The organism is Mesorhizobium sp. (assembly GCF_017306585.1).
Taxonomy (GTDB): Bacteria; Pseudomonadota; Alphaproteobacteria; order Rhizobiales; family Rhizobiaceae; genus Mesorhizobium.
In genome coordinates this window covers 20069-44655 of sequence record NZ_JAFKIC010000136.1, presented here as the reverse complement: position 1 = coordinate 44655, position 24587 = coordinate 20069, and the positions used below count along the sequence as shown (strand labels likewise).

The following is a 24587-nucleotide window of genomic DNA, read 5'->3' as shown; positions in this document are numbered from 1 at the left end:
GCCGCCGCGGGCCAGGAATTTCGCCCCGAAGCGTTCGAAAGCGGGTTTGGCGGCAGCCACATAATCCTTGTAGCCTTCGGCGTCGCGCACATCGACGCGGGCGATCCAGTATCCCTTGGGCATTCTCTTCCTCCGGAATCGTTCGTTTGAATTTATGCCGAGCGCATTTCGTCGAGGATGGCTTCAGCCGCCGCCCGCCGGTCGCTGGCCGCCACGATCGGACGGCCGACGACGAGGTGGCTGGAGCCGTTGCGGATCGCCTGCGCCGGCGTCATCACACGCTTCTGGTCGCCATGGTCGCTGCCCGCCGGCCGGATGCCGGGCGTCACCACCGCCATGTCCGGCCCGACGATGCGCCGCACCGCCTCGGCTTCCGCCGCCGAGCAGACAATGCCGCCCATGCCCGCATGCAGCGCCTGTTCCGAGCGCCTCAGCACCAGCGTGTGCGGGTCGTACTCATAGCCGACATCGATCATGTCCTGCTCGTCCATCGAGGTCAGCACGCTGACGGCGAGCAGGCAAAGGTCGCTGCCCCTGGCCGCTTCCACCGCCGCGCGCATCGCCTTGGGATAGGCGTGGATGGTAAGCATGGTCATGCCCATCCTGACGATGTTCTCGACGCCCTTGGCCACGGTGTGGTCGATGTCGAGCAGCTTCATGTCGAGGAAGACTTTCGTGCCGCCGCTGGCCAGTTCACGGGCGAAGTCGAGCCCGCCGGCAAAGGCCAGCTGATAGCCGACCTTGTAGAAAGAGACGAGGCCGTCGAGTTCGCGCACCGCCTGCTCGGCCTCTTTCAGCGTGGGCACGTCGAGGCCGACGATCAGCCGTTCCCTCATCGTATCGACCATCACGCCTCGATCCGGGTGGACAGCATGCGCGAGGTTTCGATCAGCGTTCGGCATAGGTGCTCCATCGATGTGTGCAGTCTTTCGTCACGGAAATTGCCCTCGCCGTCGAAGGCGTCGCCGCCATCCGGCACCGAGCACTCCGGCGTCACCACCTCCATCTGGCAGCGCACCAGCACGGCGCGCAGATGGTTGATGCAGCGTATGCCGGCAAAATGCCCGTTGGAGGACGAGCAGAGGCCGGCGACCTTGCCGGCAAGCGGCCGAACCGGCCGGCCGCCATCCCTGCGTACGCGGCTCACCCAGTCAATCGTGTTCTTGAGCAGCGGCGGGATCGAGCCGTTATATTCAGGCGTGGCGATCAGCAGCCCGTCATGGCCTGATATCAGACGGCCGAGTTTCACGGCGTTTTCGGGGACGCCCTTTTCCCTCTCCAGGTCCTCGTCGAGGATCGGCAAGGGGTAGTCGGCAAGTGAAATGCGGGTCGCCACGGCGCCCTGCACCGCAAGTTCCCTGAGAGCCGCGTCGGCGGTCCTGCCGCTATAGGCGCCGACCCGGATCGATCCGGCGAAGACGAGGATTCTCGGGATCACTGCCATGGTTCGCTTCGCGAGGGCAGTAGGGGAGTAAGGCAGTAGGGCAGTAGGGAAAGGCGGTTCAGTCTCCAGACTATCCCTACTGCCCTACTGCCCTACTGCCTTACTCCCTTATTTTCCCTTCGATAGATCCACAACCGCGTCGGCGGGATGTTGCGGATGATGAAGTCGAAATGCTCCACCGTATAGTCGCCGCGTCCGGGTGGGATCGGCGACATCGGGCCGTAGGTCAATTGCACGATCGGGCGCCCGGCCGGAATGCGGTCGAGCAGGCTTTCGATATAGGCGATGCGCTGGGCGACCGGGAAGTTGAGCAGCGGCACGCCCGAAACGACGGAATCGAAGACCATTCCGCTGCGCTCGCCAAGCGTCGCGTTGATGTTGAAGGCGTCACCCTCGATGACATTGACGCCCGGATAGAGCCGGCGCAGGTGGCGCACGAAGTCCGTGGAATATTCGACGGCATAGAGGTTCTCGGGGCGGACGCCTTGCGCCAGGATGGCGCGGGTGATGACGCCCGTGCCGGGGCCGACCTCGAGCACCGGCAGGCCGGACTTCGGATTGACGATCGAGGCCATCTTGCGGGCGGTGACGGAACTGGTCGGAACGATCGACCCGACGGTCTTCGGCTTGTCGATCCAGCCCTTGAAGAATTTGAGTTCGTCGTCGAACTTCTCGGCAAGCGTCTTCCGCAGTCCGTGACCACGTGTCATGCAAGCTCTCCTCAACGCCCCTCGCAAGCTACTTAACACCTGGTTGACGCAAGGCAAGGCGCGGCCCTGCCGATGTCGTGGATAAGATAGATTTCGTCGCGCCTGAAAAGCGATGCGGTTCGCGACTTCCCGTACACGCCCCGGCTTGCCGCATCCAGCAGGGGTTCAGCGCTCGCCGAAGGATTCGAAAAAGTCCTTCATGCGGGCGAAGAAGCCGCTCGATTGAGGCGAATTGTCCTGCGAGGAGAGCTGTTCGAACTCCTCCAGCAATTCGCGCTGGCGCCGCGACAGGTTCTGCGGCGTCTCGACCGCGGTCTGGATGTAGAGGTCGCCGACATTGGGCTGGCGCAGCACCGGCATGCCCTTGCCCTTGAGACGGAACTGGCGCCCGTTCTGCGTGCCCTCGGTCACCTTGACCTTGGTCTGCGTGCCGTCGAGCGTCGTCACCTCGAACGAACCGCCAAGGGCGGCTGTCGTCATCGAGATCGGCACCTTGCAGTAGAGATCGGCGCCGTCGCGCTGGAAGAACTCGTGCGGCTTCACCGCCAGGAAAATGTAGAGGTCGCCCGATGGCCCGCCGCGCAGGCCGGCCTCGCCCTCATTGGCGAGCCGGATGCGGGTGCCGTCCTCGATGCCGGCCGGAATGTTGACCGACAGCGAGCGCTCCTCGGTTACGCGGCCCTGGCCGGCGCATTTCGGGCATGGATCCTTGATCGTCTGGCCGCGGCCCTGACATTGCGGGCAGGTGCGCTCGATCGAGAAGAAGCCCTGCGTGGCGCGCACCTTGCCGTGGCCGTTGCACATCGAGCAGGTGACCGGCTGCGTGCCCGGCTTGGCGCCGCTGCCCGAGCATTCCGAGCAGGAGATCGAGGCCGGCACGCGGATCTGCGCGGTCTTGCCGGAAAATGCCTCTTCCAGCGAGATTTCCATGTTGTAGCGCAGGTCGGCCCCGCGCTCGCGGCCGCCTGACGAGCGGCGCTGGCGCCCGCCCATCATATCGCCGAAAATGTCCTCGAAGATATCGGCGAAGCCGCCGGCGCCAAAGCCGTGCGCGCCGCCATTCATGCCGCCCTGCTCGAAGGCGGCGTGGCCGAAACGATCATAGGCCGCGCGCTTCTGCGGGTCCTTCAGCGTCTCATAGGCCTCGTTGATTTCCTTGAACTTGTGCTCGCAGGCATGGTCGCCGGGGTTGCGGTCGGGATGGAACTGCATGGCGAGCTTGCGGAAAGCGCTCTTGAGTTCCTTGTCGTCGGCGCCCTTCTGGACGCCCAGCGTTTCGTAGAAATCAGCTTTCATTTTTTCCCGCTGTCCGGATGCTCAACGTCTTGATGCATTGTCGCGTCGTTTGCCGGCACGTCGTTTCGATTTAGGATCGGTGCCGCCCGGATGCCAGTGCTGGCGTGCGTCTGTCCGGGTTTTTTCTGTCACTTTTTTCGGCCGGGTTGCAAAAAAGCCCGGCTTTGCGCCGGGCTTTCCACTTTATCTTGCCGTCAGACGGCTCAGGCCGACTTCTTCTTGTCGTCGTCTTCGTCGATTTCCTCGAAATCGGCATCGACAACATCGCTGTCCTTGGCGGCGTCCGCCTTGGCGTCGGCTTCCGCGGCTTCCTTCTGCGAGGCCTCGTACATGGCCTGGCCGAGCTTCATCGAAGCTTCGGCGAGCGCCTGGCTCTTGGCCTCGATGTTGGCCGCGTCGTCGCCCTCGGCGGCGGTCTTCAGTGCCGCGATGGCATCCGAAATCGCCGTACGGTCGGCCTCGGAGACCTTGTCGCCATATTCCTTCAGCGACTTCTCCGAGGAATGCACCAGCGCCTCGGCCTGGTTGCGAGCCTCGACCAGGCCGCGACGCTTCTTGTCGGTCTCGGCATTGGCCTCGGCGTCCTTGACCATCTTCTCGATGTCGGCGTCGGAAAGGCCGCCGGAAGCCTGGATGCGGATCTGGTGCTCCTTGCCGGTGCCCTTGTCCTTGGCCGACACGTTGACGATGCCGTTGGCGTCGATGTCGAAGGTGACCTCGATCTGCGGCACGCCGCGCGGCGCCGGCGGGATGCCGACCAGGTCGAACTGGCCAAGCGCCTTGTTGTCGGCGGCCATTTCACGCTCGCCCTGGAAGACGCGGATGGTCACGGCCGACTGCGAGTCTTCAGCGGTCGAGAACACCTGGCTCTTCTTGGTCGGGATCGTCGTGTTGCGCTCGATCAGCCGGGTGAACACGCCGCCCAGCGTCTCGATGCCCAGCGACAGCGGGGTCACGTCGAGCAACAGCACGTCCTTGACGTCGCCCTGCAGCACGCCGGCCTGGATGGCGGCGCCGAGCGCGACGACCTCATCGGGGTTGACGCCCTTGTGCGGCTCCTTGCCGAAGAACTGCTTCACGATCTCCTGGATCTTGGGCATGCGGGTCATACCGCCGACCAGGACAACCTCGTCGATTTCGCCGGCCTTCAGGCCCGCATCCTTGAGCGCCGCCTTGCAGGGCTCGATGGTGCGCTGGACGAGATCCTCGACCAGGCTTTCGAACTTGGCGCGGGTCAGCTTCAGCGTCAGGTGCTTCGGGCCGGTGGCGTCGGCGGTGATGAAGGGCAGGTTGATTTCGGTCTGCGTCGTCGACGATAGTTCGATCTTGGCCTTTTCAGCCGCCTCCTTCAGGCGCTGCAGGGCAAGCTTGTCGTTCTTCAGGTCGATACCCTGTTCCTTCTTGAACTCGGCCGCCAGGTACTCGACCAGGCGCATATCGAAATCCTCACCGCCGAGGAAGGTGTCGCCATTGGTCGACTTGACCTCGAACACGCCGTCGCCGATTTCAAGCACCGAAATGTCGAACGTGCCGCCGCCAAGGTCATAGACGGCGATGGTCTTGCCGTCCTTCTTGTCGAGGCCGTAGGCGAGTGCTGCGGCAGTCGGCTCGTTTATGATGCGCAGCACTTCGAGGCCGGCGATCTTGCCGGCATCCTTGGTGGCCTGGCGCTGGGCGTCGTTGAAATAGGCCGGAACGGTGATGACCGCCTTCTCGACCTTCTCGCCGAGATAGGCTTCCGCCGTTTCCTTCATCTTCTGCAGGATCATGGCCGAGATCTGGCTGGGCGACTGCTTCTTGCCGCCGGCCTCGACCCAGGCATCGCCATTGTCGCCCTTGACGATCTTGTAGGGGACAAGCTTCTTGTCCTTCTCCGTCACCGGATCGTCATAGCGGCGGCCGATCAGGCGCTTGACCGCGAAGATGGTGTTTTCAGGATTGGTGACCGCCTGGCGCTTGGCGGGCTGGCCGACGAGACGTTCGCCGTCGCCCGAGATGGCGACGATGGAAGGCGTCGTGCGCGCGCCTTCCGCATTCTCTATCACTTTGGGTTCCTTGCCATCCATGATGGCGATGCAGGAATTTGTGGTGCCGAGGTCGATACCGATTACTTTTGCCATTGTTCTAGTCTCTCCGCTAAGCAGGCTTTCAGGACCCGTGAAGGCGTTCCGACGAAAGCCCCTGTTCACAAGAAATCCCGTACGGCACCTGTTGTTCCGGCGCCGCACGGCTTGGCGCGTATATAAGAACAGGCGGCATCGGGCGCAAGCATTCTGCGCAAGGCTTCCGTGAACCTTTCCACCGCTGTCGGCGACTGAGGTCCAGGCGCCGCATGGTGCGGCCCGGAAAGGAAGCCCCCCATGACCAGGAACCCAGAGACTCAGAGGTCTCCGGGAACGACGGGAGCTCGGCGCGACCACCGCCTTCGGGACAGGGTCGACGCGCTGGGCTTCCCGTTGATTCCGTTGACCCTGCACAAGAGCAGGCGTATCGTAAAAGTGAGGAAAGCAGACAATTCGATCAGGGAAGAACGTGCCGGAACACCGCGCCTTGCCCTGATTTGCGCGGCGACGCCGGACGGTCCTCCCGTGGCTAACGGGGGTAGCTTCATGTCTCGCGTCCGCGGCACTTTCGTATCGTCCATCAACAGCGGCATCCTGCGCGCGGCGTCCGCTGGCGGCGGATTGCTGGCGCTGACGCTCGCCGCCGGCCTGTGGCTTGGCGGCGTCGCCAACGCCCAGGACAGCCAGACCCAGATCATCTATCCCGGTTCGATGGCGGTCACCGGTTTTCCCGGCACCGTCATTCCCAACTTCGACTCTTCCGATTCCGAAAAGGGGGGCCTGCCGCCCGGCGTCGATCCGGTCGACGAAACCTTCATTGACACCTCGCGCGCCAGCCTGCGCGTCTTCGACGTTTCGCACCTGGGCGGCCCGGCCTCCGGCCAGCTCGTCTTCACGCCGCCGCCTTTCGAGGTGACGGCAGGCCAGATCGGCGAGGTCTTCGGCCTTACCTATGACGATGGCGTGCGCGACGGTGTTCCGTCGGGTGTTCCCAACCTCTATGCCGCGGCGACCTCGCTGCACGGCATCGAGATCGTTGCGCCGGACAAGGACAATGACGGTCGACCGGAACGGCTGCGCCGCGGCGCGGCCGACGCCACCTTCATGGAAGGCCAGTTCGGCACCGAAAACGGCGGCGGGCCGGGCACGATCTGGAAGATCGACGGCCTCACCGGCGCCGTTTCCAAATTCGCCGACATCGACACCAACAGCGGTCCCGGCATCGGCAACATCACCTTCGATCCCGTCCACCGCCAGTTCTTCGCCTCCGATCTCGACACTGGCCTCGTCCATCGCATCGACGCCGGCGGCAAGCTGATCGACACGTTCGACCATGGCGTTGCCGGGCGCCCGGCGCACGGGCTCGCTCCCGTCGCCGACGATGGCGCCGTCATGGATATCAAGGGCGCCGCCTTCGACACCGAGGACCCCGAGACCTGGGGTTACACCCAGGACGAGCGCCGCGTCTGGGCCGTCTCCTATCATGGCGGCCGGCTCTATTACTCGGTCGGCGAGAAGGCCGAGATCTGGTCGGTGGGCATTGCCCGCGACGGCACCTTCGCCGGTGATCCGCGCTGGGAACTGACGGTCAAGGCCGACAAGGACTACGCCGTCACCGACATTGCCTTCGACAACAGCGGCTTCATGTATCTCGCCCAGCGCGGTCCGATCGAAAACCGCTACGACTACAGCCGCTTCGCCGATTCCGGCAAGGGCGAGCTGATTCGCTACTTCAGGGAGAACCCGGACGATCCGGCGACGGAATCGGCCTGGGTGGAAGTGCCGCAGGAATATGCGGTCGGCTTCCCGCAGGCCAACCGGCAGTCGGCCGGCGGCGTCGACCTGCAATATGGCTATGACGCCGACGGCAATCTCGACACCTCCGTCTGCACCCAGACAGTGGTCAACACCGGCGACAAGCTGCGCGACAATCCTGAACTCGCCGACAAGCTCGCGGCCGGCGGCCCGCTCGCCGTGCATGGCGTTCAGATCACGCCCAAGGACCTGGTCAAGCCGGCCAATGTGCCCCCCTTCGGCTCCTGGTTCGTCGATTTCGACGGCTATTTCGAGGATCCGCAAGTGGAAGGCCATGTCGGCGACGTCAGGGTCTGGCGCCCCTGCGAGGGCCGCGCCGGCTATTATGAGGAAATCCCGGGCGGCTACCTGCCTCCCTTCTATCCGCCGGACTTCCCACCGCCCGGCAACCTGCCTCCCTGTCTCGATGTCCAGGACGTGCAGTATTTCTGCACGCCGCGCGGGCTCGAGGCTGATCTCTATCTCCATGACCATGCCGGCTTCGGCGGCGATTCGATCAAGGCCCAGTCAAGGACGCCAGGCGTCGGGGTGACCACACCCATGTCGCATGCGCCAGGCGCGCCTTACACGATCAACATCACCGGCCACTATCCGGGCGACAGAGTGGATGTTGGACTTTGCTTCTACAGGAAGTCCGACAAGGACAAGGGTGGTTACTACCCTTGCTGCAAGATGACCTTGCCGCTCCGAACCCCAGCCGTCAGCTGCGAACGTTGAGGAGGCAAAGATGACCATTCTTGCCCAGTCCCCGTTCGCCACGAACGCTCAAAGAACCGTCATGGAGACGATCATGAAACCCCTGTCATATGCCAGGCGCGGTGCGCGCTGGCTGATGGCGGCCGGTATCGCGGTCGCCCTCGCGCCCGCCCTCCCGGCGGCCGCCGCCCAGACCATCCAGGCCGCCAGCCCGGATGTCCAACCCCTGCAGTTCGACAATCCGCGCATCGTCAATCCGGAGCCGGGACGCGTGGTGCCTTTCTTCACCAAGAAAGGCGGCCAGCGCAGTTGCGATTATGTCGAGTATTTCCTGAGCTTCGGCCTGCGCGGCGATCCGCAGGCTTTTGCCAATCCGAACCTGGCTGCGGCGTTGAAGGCCGCCAAGCTCGAATTCAAGGACCAGCTTCCGCATGGTCTTTCGATCGTCAACGTGCAGGTCGCCGGCGACGGCACCGATGCCGGCGGCGGTCCCTTGCCGGCTGCCGTCATCAGCAGCTCGGCTGGGCCTGACGACACGGCCACGGTGTCCGATTTCCGGATTTCCGCGTCCGATCTCGATGGCTCGGGCGCATTGAACGAACGCGTCATCACCTTCCAGATCACGGCCAAGATCGACCATGCGGCGTTTCCAGCGCCGGCCATGGTCGACAATCAGGGCCTGATCAAGGTCACCGTGGGCACCGGCACGGGCACCATCATCCCGTCACAGGACCCGGCCAAGCCGGACGACGGCAACATCCTCACCGGCGTTAAGACCTCGATCAGGATCGACGTCACGAAGTGCGAACCTCCGCCTCCGACCGACCATGAGTGCTTCAAGGTCGAGCGCGGCACGGTCGATTGCGTGCCCGGTGGCGGCGCCTTCATCTACCACATGCCGGTCGGCCCCGAGATGGGCGGCAAGTGGGTGCAGCTCTCGACGACAACCCCCGGCATCACCATCATTCCCGACACCCAGCAGGTGCCGTCGGGCGGCGGCGTGCTGAACTGGAAGATCGTCGGCGCCTCGCCGGGCGAGACCATCCACATCATCGTCACCGGCATCAACACCTATGCCGGGCCGAAGGAAGGCTGGGGCCTGTGCTGCACGCAGACCATCGACATCGTCATTCCACGCGACCAGAAATGTCCGCCTCGCGACAAGGAACCGGACCTCAAGGTCGAGAAGCACGCCGATGTTCCGCGCTGCACCATGGCCGGCGGCTGCGACTTCACCATCCGGGTCACCAATGTCGGCGACGCGCCCTATAACGGCAAGATCGTGCTCGACGAGGTGACGCTGCCGGCCGGTTCGACGCTGAGTTCGGGGCCCAACCCGCCCTGGGTCTGCGTCCCCGGCACCACCCCGATGACGTGCACCTATCCGGTGACCACGCTCAATCCGGGCGCCTTTGTCGACCTCAAGCTCGGCTTCAAGCCGGCGGCGGGCTGGCAGGGCAGCGTGCTGCGCAACTGCGCCGCCTACAACTACGCCGCCAGCGGCAAGCCGCTGTTCGGCAGCCAGGCCAACGACCGTGGCTGCGCCTCGATCCCGATCTGCCGCCGTGGCGATCGTGACCGCGACTGCCAGCCGCCGGTCGAGAAAAAGGTAGACCTGATCCTGAAGAAGCGTGCGCGCACGGAAGTCTGCACCGGCGACGGCGTCTGCACCTTCGTGATCGATATCATCAACAACAGCACCGTGACCTATAACGGGCCGTTGACGGTGATCGACAACTACCCCAGCGGCGCGCCCACCTCCTCGACCTTCGGCCCGAGCCCGCCCTGGACTTGCGGCCCGAACGGCCCCGGTCAGTTCCGCTGCGACAATGCCGGCATCTCTCTGCCTCCGGGCGGCTCGACGCCGATCTTCGTCAAGGCGGTGGTGCCGGCCAGCTACCGGTCGGACACGGTTCAGAATTGCGCCGAGGTGAAGCCGATCCCCGGCGAGACCGATCTCACCAACAACAAGGCCTGCGCCACCGAACGCGTCCGTCATCCCAATGGCGGCCAGCCCGGCCTGCGCATCACCAAGGTGTGCAGCGGCTCGCTGGCCGGTGCCGCGGCGGTCTCCTGCCGCATCACCGTCAGCAATGCCGGCACGGCTGCACCGACCGGCCCGGTGCGTGTCGACGATGCCGCCACGCTGGTCTCGGGCGGAGCGCCCGTCCAGATCCAGACCGTCACCCCTGACGGTGCGGAATGGGCTTGCGGCCCGGTCCCGGCCAACACGCTGTCGTGCCAGATCCCGGGTTCCGTCATGACGCCCGGAACCTCCAGGCACTTCGATGTGACGGTCTCGGCCAATGGCGAGTTCGAGAACTGCGCGCGCGGCTCCTACGGGCCGGCGCAGGGCGACGACGTCGTCCGTCCGATCGGCCAGGCCTGCGCCAAGGGCGGCGGCTCCTCGACCATTCGTGTCGAGAAGACCGGCGATCGCGAATGCAGGCTCGGCCAGCCCTGCTCGTTCGACATCACCATAACAAACGATGGGACGAGCCCCTTCTCCGGTCCGGTCCGCATCGGTGATGCGATCGGCGTGGACGGCCTCGGCCGGCTGGACGGCGTCGCGATCACCTCGATCGACCCGCCCTTCGGCTGCTCGCCCGAACCGGCGACCCTGCCGGCGTCCTGCATAGCAAACCTGACGCTCGGCGCCGGCGAAAGCCAGTCGCACCATGTCACGGTGGTTATCCCCGACGATGGCCGCCTGGCCAATCTGCAGGGCAACGTCAACGGCCAGAACTGCGTTGGCGTCCTGTCACCCGACACACGGGTGCAGGGCGGCGGCGACGTGCTCGCCGGCGACCAGACCAACGTGCAGGGCGATCGTGGCAAGGCCTATGCGTGCCACCCCTTCACCATCACGCATGAGGTGAAGAACCAGTGCTCGAACGGCCTGGTGATGAACTCGGCCGGCAGATGCGTCTGCCCCGAAGGCACCACCTTCCGCAACGGCCAGTGCACGTCCGATGGCGGCGGTACCCATCTTCTGCCGCTTCCCGTGCCGCCGCCGCCGCGCTGCGTGCTGCTCGAAGGCCAGATCCGCACCGAGGACGGACGCTGCGTCTGCCCGCGCGGCACGGAGCTGGAAAATGGCGTCTGCGTCAAGACGGATCGGCCCGGCTGCACCATACCAGGCTCGGTGCCGACATCGGACGGCAATGGCTGCTACTGCCCGGATGGCACGCATCTCGACAGGAAGGCCAATGCCTGCGTCCCCGACAGGCCGAAGCCGCAGCAGTGCACCATCCGCGGCCAGATTCATGACGCCGACGGCGATTGTGTCTGCCCGCAAGGCACCGAGGTGCGCGACGGCGCCTGCCGTCAGATCCGGCCGAAGCCGCAGCAGTGCCGCATCCCCGGTCAGATCCGCAATGGCGATGGCGATTGCGTCTGTCCGCAAGGCATGGAGGTGCGCAACGGAGCGTGCCGTCCGGTCCGGCCGAAGCCCGACCAGTGCACCATCCGCGGCCAGGTCCATGACGCCAATGGCAATTGCGTCTGCCCGCGGGGTACCGAGGTGCAGGGCAATGCCTGCCGCCGGCCGGGTCCGGTGGTCCAGCAGTGCGACATACGCGGCCAGATCCACAACAAGCGTGGCGAATGTGTCTGTCCGCGCGGGACCGACGTGATCGACGGCGCATGCCGCCGGTCCAGGCAGCAGAGCGAATGCGCTCCCGGCGCGCAGATGGTCAATGGCCAGTGCCAGCCGATCTTGAGGCGGCACTGTCCGGAAGGCACCGTCGGGCGGTTTCCGAACTGCCGGCCGATGCGCGGACAGCCATCACTGGAGGTCAACCCCGGCCTGCTGCTGCAGCAGGTGCTGCCGCGGCGCCGGCCGCAGACTGACCAGCAGGATGCTGTTCCCAACAGAATCCTGAAACTGCAGCAGCAATAGCCAGCCGCTGGAAACCAGGTCAGAAACCCGCCGGAGCGATCCGGCGGGTTTTTTCATGGGCCGCCGAAAATGGCTGATGCACGATTGGCGATTGCCGCCATGCCGTCCCAGCCTTGTGGAGCCACCCTGCTTCTGCCCTCGACAAGTCGCCGGCAGCGCTTTAGGCAGTCGGTTGGCAGTGACCAGATGAAAAAGGCAGCGGGAAAGGCCGTAGCATGAGCAAAAAGACCTTGATCGCGCCTTCAGTGCTGGCGTCGGATTTTTCGAAGCTCGGCGACGAGGTCGAGGCGGTGGCCGCGGCCGGCGCCGACTGGATCCATCTCGATGTGATGGACGGGCATTTCGTGCCCAACATCACCTTCGGCCCGCCGGTCATCAAGGCGATCCGCAACCGCACCAAGGCTTTCTTCGACTGTCATCTGATGATCGCGCCCGCCGATCCCTACCTCGCAGCTTTCGCAGAGGCCGGCTGCGACGGCATGACCGTGCATGCCGAGGCCGGGCCGCATCTCGACCGCTCGCTGCAGACGATCAGGAACCTCGGCAAGAAGGCCGGTGTCTCCCTCAATCCGGCAACGCCGGAAAGCGCTGTCGAATATGTGCTTGACCGGCTCGACCTGATCCTGATCATGACGGTCAATCCAGGCTTTGGCGGCCAGGCCTTCATTCCTGCCATGGTCGACAAGGTGAGACGGGTCAAGGCGCTGATCGGCGACCGGCCGATCCGCATCGAGATCGATGGCGGCGTTTCGCCGGAGACCGCGCCATTGGTAACATCAGCCGGAGCCGACGTGCTGGTGGCGGGCGCCGCCATCTTCAAGGGCGGCAGCGTCGAAGCCTATCGCGCCAACATCGAGGCGATCAGGACCGCGGCGGACAAGGCCGCCGGCTAGTGCCGGCAGTTCCGCGCGAGCGTCCAACCCGACATTCCAAAAAGGCCGGCTAAGGATCGTCTTGTCGGGAGCAACTTGATGCGCCCGAATCAGGCCTGCACGGAGGCCTGATTCGGGAGAAGCCAGCCATTATCTTTGCGCGCGGCAGAAAAGATGCTCGCACGGGAACACGGAAACAGATGATCCTGCGTGCATACGAAACATGTTAAGTTTCTACTGGTTGTGGAGGGCCACGAAGTCGCTCGTCAAACTGCCGTTTTCGATACTTTTCTTTGTCCTAAAGTACAATAACACGATCTTGTGCTTGAGGGTCTGAAGGCGGGCGCTATATGGTACATGTACGGAAAGGGACTGTTTTCGGACTCGAATTGCCCAAGACAAGAGTTGGGGACAAGGAGTCGATTTTGACATACGGCGCTGCCAATCTGAACGACGACGGCACGGGTGCCAAGAGTACGCTCGCCAGCACGGTCTATCATCAACTTCGCGATGATCTTCTCGGCGGCGTTCTCGGGACGGGAAGCAAGCTGCGGGTCGAATGGGTCGTTTCCAGATATGGCGCCGGTGCGTCACCGGTTCGCGAGGCGCTCAATCGCCTTGCCTCCGAGGGGCTCCTTGGCCGTCACGACCAGCGTGGTTTTTTCATCATGCCGGTCAGCGCGGCCGAACTCGAGGAACTGACACGCACCCGCTGCTGGCTTGAGGAACGGGCGCTTCGCGAATCCATCACCCACCGCACCGCCGAATGGGAAGAACAGCTGGTGCTGGCGCTGCATCGCCTGGGGCGTGCCTCGCGTCTTTCGCCGCAGAATCTCTCGTCGCTCGACCTGGATTGGGAAAAGCTGCACCGCACATTCCATCGCGTGTTGATCTCGGCCTGCCGGTCGCACTGGCTGGTGGGGTTCTGCGATCAGCTTTCCGATCACGCCTACCGCTACCGGCAGATGGCCAATGACCGCGAAAGCATGCAGCGCGACGACTTCGGGGAACACCGGCTGATCGCCGAATGCGCTCTGGACGGAAACGCCGATGGCGCCGTCCAGGCGCTGGTCGATCATTACCAGCTGACAGCGGCCATGTGCATGCAGCGCTTCAGGCAAGGCGAAGACGCAAAGGCTACCGCTGCCCCGGGACAGCGCGCGCGCCGCTAAGCGGGGTTTCGGCCGTCTTGTGATCACACGTCAGGCAGGTTTCCGCCGGGCCGGATATTCTGGCCCGTGGTTTGCGACCTTGACGCCGTGGCCAAGAACCGCGAACTCTTCGCGGCCGATGCATGCCGGCTGGGTGGCATGCCCGGCGTCGCCATTGCCGCCACAGCAGGAAGACTTCATGGGTAATCATCTGTTCGACGCGTTCCGGTCCAGCATGCCGGCGCCGGGGCGTCTGTTGATGGAGACCGATGATGGGCGCTCGCTCACTTACGGCGATATGCTGGCGCGATCGGCGCAGCTCGCGCATGCGCTCCTGCAACTGGATATCGAGCCCGGCGACCGGGTTGCCGTGCAGGTCGAGAAGAGCCCGGAGGCGGTCCTGCTCTACCTCGCCTGCGTGCGCGCCGGCGCGGTCTTCCTGCCGCTCAACACCGCCTACACGCTGACCGAACTCGGCTATTTCTTCGCAGACGCGGAGCCGCGCGTCATCGTCTGCGATCCCGCGAAATCGGCCGACATCGGGCGCATGGCCGAGGCGGCGGGTGCCGCCGTCGTCACGCTCGATCAGAATGGCCAGGGATCCCTGACGGATCAGGCGTCGCGTCAGTCGACTGATTTCCACGATGTCGAACGCGGCCCCGACGATCTCGCCGCGATCCTCTATACGTCGGGAACGACCGGCCGTTCGAAGGGCGCCATGCTCAGCCACGAGAACCTCGCCTCGAACGCGCGGGTGCTTGTCGATCAATGGCGCTTCACAGCAAACGATGTGCTGATCCACGCCCTGCCGATCTTCCACACGCACGGCCTGTTCGTCGCAACCAACGTTATCCTGATGGCCGGCGCCTCGATGCTGTTCGAGCGGAAATTCGATGCCGGCCGCATCGTCTCGCTGCTGCCGCGCGCCACCACGCTGATGGGCGTGCCGACCTTATATGTCAGGCTGCTGCAACAGGAGGGACTGGACAGCGAGGCGGCGAAGAACATCCGGTTGTTCGTTTCCGGCTCGGCGCCGCTGCTGGCCGAGACGCATCAGGCCTGGCGCCAGCGTACCGGCCACGCCATCCTTGAGCGCTACGGCATGACCGAGACCAACATGAACACGTCGAACCCCTATGAAGGCGAACGGCGGGCCGGCACGGTCGGTTTCCCCTTGCCCGGCGTATCGCTACGCATCGCCGATCCCGACAACGGCAAGCCGCTCCTCCAGGGCGAGGTCGGCATGATCGAGGTCAAGGGTCCGAACGTGTTTGGCGGCTACTGGCGCATGCCGGAAAAAACCAGGGCGGAATTCCGCGCCGATGGCTTCTTCATCACCGGAGATCTCGGCATCGTCGACGCCGACGGCTATGTCCACATTGTCGGCCGTGGCAAGGACCTGATCATCTCGGGCGGCTACAACATCTACCCGAAGGAACTCGAAAGCGAGATCGACGCGCTGGAAGGGGTCGCCGAAAGCGCGGTCATCGGCGTAGCCCATCCTGATTTCGGCGAAGGCGTCACCGCTGTCGTCGTGCGGGCGCCGGCATCGCGCATCACAGCGGCCGAGATTCTCGGCGCCATCGCCGGCCGGCTGGCCAGGTACAAGCATCCCAAGCAGGTGGTGTTCGTCGACGAATTGCCGCGCAACACGATGGGCAAGGTGCAGAAGAACCTGCTTCGCGATGCCTACAAGGACCTCTATCGCTCCTGAACGGGGGCGACGCCAGCCTTACGTCTTTCCGGCCTGGCCACCTGAGCCCCACAGCGCGCGCTGCAACAGGCCCCGCTTGCGCCTGCGCGGCGCAAGGTCGACATCGCTGACCAGCTTGGCGCCTCCGTTGCGCCGTTCGAGCGCGATCTTGCGGGTATGGAAGGCTTCAAGCTCGGCGCGGTGCGCCACGCTGAGGATGGTGACTTCGGGCAATTCGCGGATCACCGTCCCCATCATCTGGTCCTGGCTCTTCTCGTCCAGCGCCGAAGTCGCCTCGTCGAGAACGACGATGTCGGGGCGGTGCAGCAGGAGCCGCGCGAAGGCGACGCGCTGCTTCTCACCGCCCGACAAGGTCTGGTCCCAAGGGGCGTCCTCCTTGATGCGGCCGGTGAGGTAGCCGAGCCCGACCTTCTCGAGCGCGGCCTTGACCTCATCCATTTTCCAGTTGTCGGCGGCCGCGGGATAGGCGACCACGCGGCGCAGCGTGCCGGACGGGATGTAGGGCCGCTGCGGCAGCATGAACAGCCGCCTGTCTGGATGGAAGTTGACGCTGCCGCTGCCCCATGGCCAGAGCCCGGCGATTGCTCGCACCAGGGTGGATTTGCCGGACCCCGACTCCCCCGACACCAGCACGCGCTCGCCGGGCTCGACCACGACTTCCGTTTCCTTGACCACCGACGTGCCGTCGTCGAGTGTCACGGACAGATCGTCGAGGGACAACATCGCGTCCCCCTTGGTCTCGCCATGCTTGATGCGGCCGAGTTCGTCGCTCTGCTCGGCGCGCTCCAGCCCGTCGAGCGACATCATCAGCGAGGCGATGCGGCGCGCCGAGGCATTCCAGTCGGCCAGGCGGGGATAGTTGTCGACCAGCCATCCGAAGGCGCCCTGCACGATGGCGAAGGCGGACGCGGCCTGCATGACCTGGCCGAGCGTCATCGACCCTTCGAGGAACTTCGGCGCGCACAAAAGCACCGGAACCACCGGCGCGAACAGGCTCGACCCCTGCGACACCAGGGCCGTGCGCATGTGCTGGCCGGTGAGCCGCGCCCATCGTTTCAGCACGCCCGCGAAGGTGCGGTCGATGCCGCTGTTTTCTTCTTCTTCGCCGCCCAGAAGGGCAATGCTCTCGCCGTTCTCGCGCACCCGCGTCAGCACATAGCGGAATTCTGCCTCCGCCTGGTTCTTTTCCTCGGAGAGCTGCACGAAATCACGGCCGATAATGAACATCGAGGTCGAGGTGACCCCGGCATAGACGACCGCCGTGATGACGAGAAAGCCGGGAACGGTGATGGTCGAACCGCCGAAGCTGAAGCTCAGCGCTCCACCGATGGTCCATAGCACGACGATGAAGGTCGATGCCGACAGGAAGGCGGAAATGACGCCGGCGACGAAATCGACGGGCGATTCGGTGGCGACCCGTAAATCTTCCGAGAGACGAGCCTCCGGATTCTGGTGGTCGCCCTTCACCAGGTTCAGCTGATAGTAGCGGCCGTTGGCCAGCCAACGTGCGATGACCGAGGTGGTCAGCCAGGCTCGCCAGCGCCGCTGCATGGTCATGCGCAGATAGACCTGCGCCACGACGAGGCTGATGCTGCCCAGCACCAGGGGCACGAACACCGCGCTCAGGAAATAGACGGTATGAGCGTCACGCTTCTCGATGGCGTCGAAAATCGAGCGGTTCCAGACATTGATGCCGTACTGGAAGCCGACATTGACGCCGATCAGTGTCACCAAGCCGATGGCCAGAGGCCAGCCAAGCTTGTCGCCATGCCGGCCCCAATAGCCGCGACCGCTTATCCAGAACCGTCGCAGCAGGTATTTCTTGCGCGCCTTCGCGGCTTCCTCCGCGGTCAGTTCGGGTCCGGGTTCCTCGGTTTCGGGCGGCGGCGGAACCTCTGCCGCGACATCGGACGCCGCTGCCTCGACGATCGATTCATCCTTCTTTCGTGGCTTTGGCTTTCGTGCCTTCGGGGGTGTCGCCGGCGTGGCCGGCGGCTTCTTTTCGCGCGTGACGTCTTCCCGCGATCGTTCCTCGCGAGCCTTCTGCCGTCGCGACGTCCCTCGCGGCTTGGCGGCGCCGCGCGGCGTGCTGCCGTCGGCCGTTTTCGGTTTGGATCTCGCCTCGGACATGCGCCCCGACAACGGCCCTGAAACCGAAAGGTTTCATCGCGCCGCGCGATATCGGCGCGCCGGCAAGCCTGTCATCGCGGATAGAGCATTTCGGCGACATGATCGGCGATCGCAAGGCTCGCGGTCAGGCCGGGGCTCTCGATGCCGAACAGGTTGACGATCCGGCCCGCGCCATGGTCGGCCGGCCCCTGCACCAGAAAGTCGGCGGCCGGCTGGCCGGGGCCAGACAGTTTCGGCCTGATGCCGGCATAGGCCGGCTGCAGGGCGCCATCGCCGAGATCGGGCCAATAGCGGCGGATAGCCTCGTAAAAGACAGCGCTCCGGCCGGGATCGACCGTGTAATCCACCTGCTCGATCCATTCGACGTCAGGCCCGAAGCGCGCGCTGCCGCCGAGGTCGAGCGTCAGGTGGACGCCAAGCCCGCCTTCGACGGGTACCGGATAGATCAGTCGCGAAAACGGCGACCGGCCCGGCAACGAGAAGTAATTGCCGCGCGCCAGCCACTGGCGCGGGATGAGATTCCTTGGAAACCCTTCGATGCGGCTGGCGACGGCCTGCGCCTCGAGGCCGGCGGCGTTGACGAACGTATCGGCCTCCAACGTGAAGCTTTCGCCATTGGCGTCGCGCGTGTCGATCCGGATGCCGCCGGCCTCGATCGCCGCCCCGCCGACAGTCGTCAGGAAGGCGAAGGACGCCCCGGCCGCCTCGGCGTCGCCGCGCAGCGACAGCATCAGCGCGTGGCTGTCGACAATGCCGGTCGACGGCGACAGCAGCGCGCCAGCGCATGTCAGCGCAGGCTCCAGGCTTTCCGCCTCGCTCTTCGTCAGAAATTCGAGATCGTCGACCCCGCAGCGTCGCGCATTGGCCTCGATCGCCCGCAGCCCGTCCGTCTGGCCGGGCTCGCTGGCGACGATCAGTTTGCCAGTTCGCTGATGGGCTATGCCGTGCTGAGCGCAATAGGCGTAGAGAAGCTGGCGGCCTTCAACGCAGAGCCGGGCTTTCAGGCTGCCCGGCGCGTAGTAAAGCCCGGCATGGATGACTTCCGAATTGCGCGAACTGGTGACGGTGCCGATCGCATCTGCCGGCTCGATCACCACCACGTCGCGGCCCGACAGGGCAAGCGCCCTGGCGATGGCGAGCCCGACGACACCCGCCCCAGCCACAACGCAGTCGATTTCATGCATGAATTTGTTCCTTGGGACGGGACCGTGTCACACGAATCCGGCAAGCAGGCAACACGAGGTTGCGGCCAGTTCCAGCGGAAACAATCACACGCCTGATATCCGGCGCTGCGGCGACTTTCACCCGTTCCGAACGGCAACCGCGGGCGGACGTCGAACTGCTGGCGGTCGGATCAGTGGCCGGGCCCGAGATAGGTGGCGATCTGCCAGAGGTTTCCCCAGCTATCAGCGACCGTTGCGCGTCGATCTCCCCACGGCATGTCGCTTGGAGGCTCGATAACGCGGGCGCCCGATCTGACCGCCGATTGGAATGTCGCATCGGTATCGGCGACATAGACGTAGAGCATTCCGGGCATGGACGGTCTCAGCCCCCCGCCGTCACTGACCATTATGAGGGAATCGCCTACTTTGAGCTCGACCGGCCGGTCAGGTACGTGGTCGCCTTGAGCGCCGAACACGACGCGAATAAATTCGACGAGCCCGGCGACATCGGGCGTAATCAGGCGCGGCGTTACGGTGTGACGGCCTTCCGGCACGTGATTGACCATTCGCTTCCTCCCGACCCGCATACGCAATGTCGGTCATCGGCACCGGATGCTCAAGGGGGCTGCCCTTGCGTCTGTCGCCAGGCCTAAACGCCCGCCTGGAAAACGCTGGTGCCGTCGATCCACACGCGCTTGACATCGAGGCCGTCCGACAGCGCAACGATATCCGCCGCCGTGCCGTTGGCAAACCGCCCGAGCCGATGCGCCTGGCCGACCGCCTGCGCCGGATAGAGCGAGGCCATGCGCAGGGCTTCGGAGAGCTCGATGCCGACCACGCGGTGCATGAAGCGGATGGCCGAGATCATGTCGAGATCGGCGCCCGCCAGCGTTCCGTCGGCGAGCCTGAGACTCCCGTCCTTGCGGTAGATGGTGCGACCGTTGAGGGTAAAGGACGTCATGTCGGTGCCGATCGTCGCCATGGCGTCGGTGACCAGCACGATCCGGCCCGGCCCGTTCTTGGCGCCCAGCGCGATCCGGATCGTGGCCGGATGGACATGGATGCCGTCGGCGATCAGCCCGGCGGACAAGGCGCCGATCTCGATGGCCGCGCCAGCCAGTCCCGGCTCACGGTTGCCGATCTGGCTCATCGCGTTGAACAGATGGGTGACCACGCTGGCGCCCGCTTCGGCGAAGGCCTGAGCCGTCGCGCAGCCAGTATCGGAATGGCCGAGGCTGACGATGACGCCGGCCTTGGCCAGGGCCGTCACACGGGACGGCTCCACCGATTCCGGCGCGACCGTGGTAAGCAGCACCGGTAGTTTCCCGCGTGCGTCGATCAGCAGCGTCTGGTCGGCATCCGTCATCGGCCGTATCAGCGCCGGATCGTGCGCGCCCTTGCGCGCGATCGACAGATGCGGACCTTCGAGATGCAACCCGAGAAAGCCCGGCACCTTCTGCCGGGCCGCGGCTTCGCCGGCGGCGACGGCGGCGGCGGTGATTTGTGGCGTATCGGTGATCAGCGTCGGCAGCAGCGCCGTCGTGCCGAACGGCGCGTGCGCCCGGCAGATGGTTTCGATCGAAGCGACGTCGGGATGGTCGTTGAGCATGACGCCGCCGCCGCCATTGACCTGGATGTCGACGAAGCCCGGCACCAGCATCCCGCCGCCCGTCTCGACCGTGCGGAGGTCGGTGCCAAGCGAGCCGGCAGGCAGAATGGCCTCGACGAGGCCGTCGCGCACCACAAGGGCGTGGTCTTCATGCCAGCGGTCGCCATCGAAAATACGGGCGCCGGTCAGGGCAAAACGGTCGCTCATACGGTCTCCGTCACCTTGCGAAGATTGGGCGGGGTGTCGGGATCGAGGCCACGATGGCGGGCAAAGGCCTCGACGAACATGTAGAAGGAGACGATCAGCGTCAGCGGATCGGTCAGAGGATGGCCCGTCGCGACATGCGGCAGCCGCGTGGCGCGATTGGCCAGCGCCGAGGTGACGAAGACGGGCGCGCCCTTGGCCGCCAGGCTGTCGGCGGCTTCCGCAACCGAGGGCTCCGACGCGTCGCGCGCTGCCAGCGCCAGCACCGGGAAATCGGGGCCGACCAGCGCCAGCGGCCCGTGCATGACCTCGGCCGCGCTATAGGCCTCGGCATGCATGCCGCAGGTTTCCTTGAACTTCAGCGCCGCCTCGTTGGCCATTGCCGCGGAAGGGCCACGCCCGAGAATGAACAGCGATTTCTGCTTCTCGATCGTCTCGGCCAGCACGCTCATCCAGTCGCAGGCGATCGCCTTGCCGAAATGGTCGGGCAGGCGGGCGAGTGCGGCCAGAAGCGCGTCGTCGCCGGTCGAATGCGCCATCAAAGCGAGACCGGCGACAGCCGAGTTGATGAAGGTCTTTGTTGCCGCCACGCTGCGCTCGGGCCCGGCCAGTATGTCGATCGCATGGTCCGACGCGCGCGCCAGCGGCGAATCGGCGGTGTTGGTGACGGCGATGGTCAGCGCGCCGCCGGCCCGGGCTGTTTCGGCCATGGCGACGATGTCGGGGCTCTTGCCCGACTGCGAGATCGCCAGGCAGGCCGAACCGGCAAGCCTGAGCTTGCGGCCATAGATCGAAGCGATGGAGGGACCGACCGAGGCGACGGCAAGCCCCGCCGTCAGCTCCACGGCATATTTCATGAAGGTCGCGGCATGGTCGGAAGAGCCGCGCGCCACGGTGACGACGAAATGCGGATCGCGCTCGCGAATGCCGCGCCCGGCTTCGGCGAGCACGGCGCCGGAACCGTCGAGAAGGCGCGCGACGGCCTCGGGGATCTCCTCGATCTCGCGCTGCATATGGGTGGTGTTGGGGATCATGGTCGGCCCTCTTCGCTCGGCCCTGTCAGCCGCAGTTCGGCGACGAAATCATAGGCGTCGCCCCGGTAGATGGAGCGGGTGAATTCGATCACCTTGCCGCTCGCCAGATAGGAGATGCGCTCGATGTGCAGGCCGGCAATGCCGGGCGGCACTTCGAGCAGGCGCGCGTCGGTCTCGCCGAGATTGGCGGCCGAAATGCGCTGCACGGCCCGTACCGGCCGATTGCCGGTCACTCCGAGCGCCGCGTAGAGCGAGGAGCCGATGCCCGCCGGGTCGGGCAGGACGCTCGCCGACAGCGAGGCGCGCTCGATCGCCAGCGGCGTGTCGTCGGCGATGCGCAGGCGCGCCACCCGCGCCACCAGTTCGCTCGACGACAGGCCGAGCACCATCATCTCGTCGGGCGACGGCGCATAAAGGCCACGGTCGAGCCATGCCGAACGCACCGCCATGCCGCGCCGCGCCATGTCCTCGGTGAAGGAAGTGAGCCGCGACAGCGACTGCTCGACGCGCTCCATGCGCGGCGCAACGAACGTGCCGGAGCCGTGGCGCTGGACGAGAATGCCGCCCTTGACCAGATCCTGCACCGCCTTGCGCACGGTAACGCGCGAAATGTCGGCCTTGGTGGCGATGTCGCGCTCGGAAGGCAGCGCGTCGCCCGGGCCGATCAGGCCGCGATTGACGGCGTCCTCGATGCTTTTCCTGAGCTGCAGGTAGAGTGGCGCGCCGCTCTGCGAGGATTGCTTCAGCGTGGCGAAAATCTGGTCGGCGGCGTCGCTCATCGGGCCGCCTCCGCCTGTCCGGCGAAGAGACGCGCCGCCATCTGCACGGCTCCGCCTAGCGCGTCGTCGAGGGGCTCGCGCAGCAGCGCGCGGTAGCGCGCCGACAGGCGCGGCGCATAGAGCGGCGCCAGCCCGCCGAGCAGGCAGAGCGGCGCATCATCGGCGAGATCGAGCGCGCCGAGCGAGGCCTCGACATCGGCGACCGCCTTGTCGAGAATCCAGTTGGCGACGGCGTCGCCCTTTTGCGCGTGTTCGAACACCTTCGGCGCGAAACCGCCGAAATCGCCCGGCTTGGCGTTGGTGGTAAACTCGACCACGTCTTCGGGATTGTCGCGGAACACGGCCATCATGCTTTGAGTCAGCGGGGAGGCCGGGCGAACCCCGTCATGGGCAAGCAGCGTCTGTTCGAGCAGGTCGCGGCCGATGCGGGCGCCGCTGCCCTGATCGCCGACCTGGAATCCCCAGCCGCCGATGGCGCGCGATACGCCATCCTTACGCGCCATGTAGGCGGTGCCGGTGCCGAGGATCGCCATGGCGCCGTCGCCCGAGCCGACCGCGCCTTCAAGCGCGATCTCGGCGTCCGTCTCGACGCGGCTGGTGCTGAACGGCAGGATTGCTTTCAATTGCTGGCGGTAGGTGCCGACATTGGCGCCGGCGAGACCAAGAATGGCCGGCGTCTGCGGGATGAGCCCGGGATCCTGGCCGGCGGCGACGAACGCCTGGCGCGCGGCCTCGACAATGTTCGAGCGGGCGCCGGTAAGATCGGTGCGGATGTTGGCGGCGCCGCTTTTGGCGCGGCCCATGACAATGCCGTCCGCCGTTGCCAGGGCGGCCCTGCAGCTGGTGCCGCCGCCATCGATACCGAGCACGAATTTCACGCTTTTTTCTCCTCGGGCGGATAATACCAATAAAATACCAATAGCCAAGGATTAATTTCCGTTCAAAAAAGATTAAGCCATATTTTATTGAAAATCCTGCACATTTCGCCGGCGCAACGATTTCCGACCCTCGAATTCGTTAATGCGTGTGGACAAGTGGTATTTTTTTGGTATTGTTCTCGCATCGGAGGAGCAAGGATGGCGGAAACGCGCACCGAAGCGCTGCACAGGAATGCCGAGGGTCTGGACATCCAGGCTCCCGAGGCCATCCTTGTTTCGTTGGCGGAAGCGCAGGTTGAAGCCGCGAAGGCCGTCAGCAATGCCATTCCCGCCATCGCCAAAGCCGCTGAGATTATTGCCGCCAGCCTGAAGGGCGGTGGCAGGCTCGCCTACGCGGCCGCCGGCAGTTCGGGCCTGATGGCGCTGGCCGACGCGCTGGAACTGCCCGGCACCTTCGGCATCCGGCGCGACCGCATCGCCATCATGATCGCCGGCGGTGACGAGGCTTTCAGGACGCTGGCGGGTGGACCCGAGGACAATACCGAGGAGGCGGCGGCCGCTGTCGCCAGTGCCGGTATCGGAGCCGGGGATTGCCTCATCGCCATTTCCGCCAGCGGCACGACGCCATACGCGGTTCGTGCCCTCGAGGAGGCCGCCCGCCGCGGCGCCGCCACCATTGGCATCGCCAACAACGGGGGCACGGCCCTGCTCGACAAGGCAGGCACCGCCATCCTGCTCGAAACGCCGCCGGAAGTCATCGCCGGTTCGACGCGCATGGGCGCCGGCACCGCGCAGAAGATAGCGCTCAACATGCTGTCGACGCTCACCGCCGTGCATCTCGGCCATGTCCATGACGGCTACATGGTCAACCTCACGGCCGACAACATCAAGCTGCGCCACCGCGCGGCGCGCATTGTCGCCGCCGTCAGCGGGCGCAGCACCGAAGACGCGGCCCGCCTGCTGGAAAAGACGGGAGGCGCGGTCAAGACCGCCATTCTGCTCGCCGCCGGCGTGGACACCGCCGACGCGGCCGAGAAACTGCTGGAAGGGGCGGGCCAAAGGCTGCGGCCGGCCCTTTCGGCGCTGGGGCATGATCCCGGAGAAGATCATGCCCGAACGAAGAAGTAG

19 protein-coding genes are annotated in these 24587 nt (G+C 65.3%); 6 read left to right on the top strand and 13 right to left on the bottom strand.

Annotated features, from left to right (window positions below):
- The 6 genes from J0I79_RS13950 to dnaK all read right to left on the bottom strand — a co-directional run.
- Positions 1 to 123: DUF1330 domain-containing protein (locus J0I79_RS13950; protein ID WP_292859256.1), on the bottom strand; the 123-nt coding region annotated here is incomplete at its 3' end.
- Positions 124 to 152: 29 nt separating this feature from the next.
- Positions 153 to 848: an orotidine-5'-phosphate decarboxylase gene (gene pyrF, locus J0I79_RS13945; protein ID WP_292859253.1), complete on the bottom strand. Its 696-nt coding sequence runs from the start codon at positions 846 to 848 to the stop codon at positions 153 to 155.
- Positions 848 to 1444 carry an NADPH-dependent FMN reductase gene (locus tag J0I79_RS13940; RefSeq protein ID WP_292859250.1) on the bottom strand — a complete coding sequence of 199 codons (597 nt, stop codon included), beginning with the start codon at positions 1442 to 1444 and terminating at the stop codon, positions 848 to 850. The genes pyrF and J0I79_RS13940 overlap by 1 nt, the downstream gene beginning before the upstream one ends.
- Before the next feature lie 92 nt (positions 1445 to 1536).
- Positions 1537 to 2154, bottom strand: coding sequence for a phospholipid N-methyltransferase PmtA (gene pmtA, locus J0I79_RS13935; protein WP_292859247.1), 618 nt, complete (start codon positions 2152 to 2154; stop codon positions 1537 to 1539).
- 165 nt (positions 2155 to 2319) lie between these two features.
- A complete protein-coding gene (dnaJ, locus tag J0I79_RS13930; protein WP_292859244.1) occupies positions 2320 to 3450 on the bottom strand; it encodes a molecular chaperone DnaJ in 1131 nt (376 codons plus the stop codon).
- A 203-nt stretch (positions 3451 to 3653) separates the two neighbouring features.
- Positions 3654 to 5570 (bottom strand): molecular chaperone DnaK, encoded by a 1917-nt coding sequence (dnaK, locus tag J0I79_RS13925; RefSeq protein WP_292859241.1) that lies wholly within the window; start codon positions 5568 to 5570, stop codon positions 3654 to 3656.
- A gap of 489 nt (positions 5571 to 6059) precedes the next feature.
- Here dnaK and J0I79_RS13920 point away from each other — a divergent pair, with 489 nt between their 5' ends.
- From J0I79_RS13920 to J0I79_RS13900, 5 genes are all read left to right on the top strand, one after another.
- The gene (locus J0I79_RS13920; RefSeq protein ID WP_292859238.1) at positions 6060 to 8045 is read left to right on the top strand and encodes a hypothetical protein; all 1986 of its coding nucleotides are present in this window, start codon (positions 6060 to 6062) and stop codon (positions 8043 to 8045) included.
- A gap of 10 nt (positions 8046 to 8055) precedes the next feature.
- A complete protein-coding gene (locus J0I79_RS13915) occupies positions 8056 to 11925 on the top strand; it encodes a hypothetical protein (protein WP_292859235.1) in 3870 nt (1289 codons plus the stop codon).
- 215 nt (positions 11926 to 12140) lie between these two features.
- Positions 12141 to 12818: a ribulose-phosphate 3-epimerase gene (rpe, locus tag J0I79_RS13910; RefSeq protein ID WP_140812244.1), complete on the top strand. Its 678-nt coding sequence runs from the start codon at positions 12141 to 12143 to the stop codon at positions 12816 to 12818.
- 404 nt (positions 12819 to 13222) lie between these two features.
- A complete protein-coding gene (locus tag J0I79_RS13905) occupies positions 13223 to 13969 on the top strand; it encodes a GntR family transcriptional regulator (RefSeq protein ID WP_292859226.1) in 747 nt (248 codons plus the stop codon).
- A 178-nt stretch (positions 13970 to 14147) separates the two neighbouring features.
- Positions 14148 to 15662 (top strand): malonyl-CoA synthase, encoded by a 1515-nt coding sequence (locus J0I79_RS13900; protein ID WP_292859223.1) that lies wholly within the window; start codon positions 14148 to 14150, stop codon positions 15660 to 15662.
- Positions 15663 to 15680: 18 nt separating this feature from the next.
- Here the strand turns inward: J0I79_RS13900 and J0I79_RS13895 are convergent, their stop codons facing one another.
- The 7 genes from J0I79_RS13895 to J0I79_RS13865 form a co-directional block, all read right to left on the bottom strand.
- Complete coding sequence (locus tag J0I79_RS13895; protein WP_292859220.1) at positions 15681 to 17792, bottom strand: ABC transporter ATP-binding protein/permease; 2112 nt, start codon at positions 17790 to 17792, stop codon at positions 15681 to 15683.
- A gap of 71 nt (positions 17793 to 17863) precedes the next feature.
- The gene (locus J0I79_RS13890; RefSeq protein ID WP_292859217.1) at positions 17864 to 18976 is read right to left on the bottom strand and encodes an NAD(P)/FAD-dependent oxidoreductase; all 1113 of its coding nucleotides are present in this window, start codon (positions 18974 to 18976) and stop codon (positions 17864 to 17866) included.
- A gap of 170 nt (positions 18977 to 19146) precedes the next feature.
- Positions 19147 to 19521 carry a VOC family protein gene (locus J0I79_RS13885; RefSeq protein ID WP_292859214.1) on the bottom strand — a complete coding sequence of 125 codons (375 nt, stop codon included), beginning with the start codon at positions 19519 to 19521 and terminating at the stop codon, positions 19147 to 19149.
- Between the two features lie 83 nt (positions 19522 to 19604).
- Positions 19605 to 20771 (bottom strand): N-acetylglucosamine-6-phosphate deacetylase, encoded by a 1167-nt coding sequence (gene nagA, locus J0I79_RS13880; protein WP_292859211.1) that lies wholly within the window; start codon positions 20769 to 20771, stop codon positions 19605 to 19607.
- Complete coding sequence (locus J0I79_RS13875) at positions 20768 to 21802, bottom strand: SIS domain-containing protein (RefSeq protein WP_292859208.1); 1035 nt, start codon at positions 21800 to 21802, stop codon at positions 20768 to 20770. Before J0I79_RS13875 ends, nagA begins: the two co-directional genes overlap by 4 nt.
- Positions 21799 to 22581 carry a GntR family transcriptional regulator gene (locus J0I79_RS13870; protein ID WP_292859205.1) on the bottom strand — a complete coding sequence of 261 codons (783 nt, stop codon included), beginning with the start codon at positions 22579 to 22581 and terminating at the stop codon, positions 21799 to 21801. The genes J0I79_RS13875 and J0I79_RS13870 overlap by 4 nt, the downstream gene beginning before the upstream one ends.
- Positions 22578 to 23459, bottom strand: coding sequence for an N-acetylglucosamine kinase (locus tag J0I79_RS13865; RefSeq protein WP_292859202.1), 882 nt, complete (start codon positions 23457 to 23459; stop codon positions 22578 to 22580). Before J0I79_RS13865 ends, J0I79_RS13870 begins: the two co-directional genes overlap by 4 nt.
- Positions 23460 to 23657: 198 nt before the next feature.
- On the opposite strand from J0I79_RS13865, the gene J0I79_RS13860 reads away from it, so the two are divergent.
- Positions 23658 to 24587: an N-acetylmuramic acid 6-phosphate etherase gene (locus J0I79_RS13860; RefSeq protein ID WP_292859199.1), complete on the top strand. Its 930-nt coding sequence runs from the start codon at positions 23658 to 23660 to the stop codon at positions 24585 to 24587.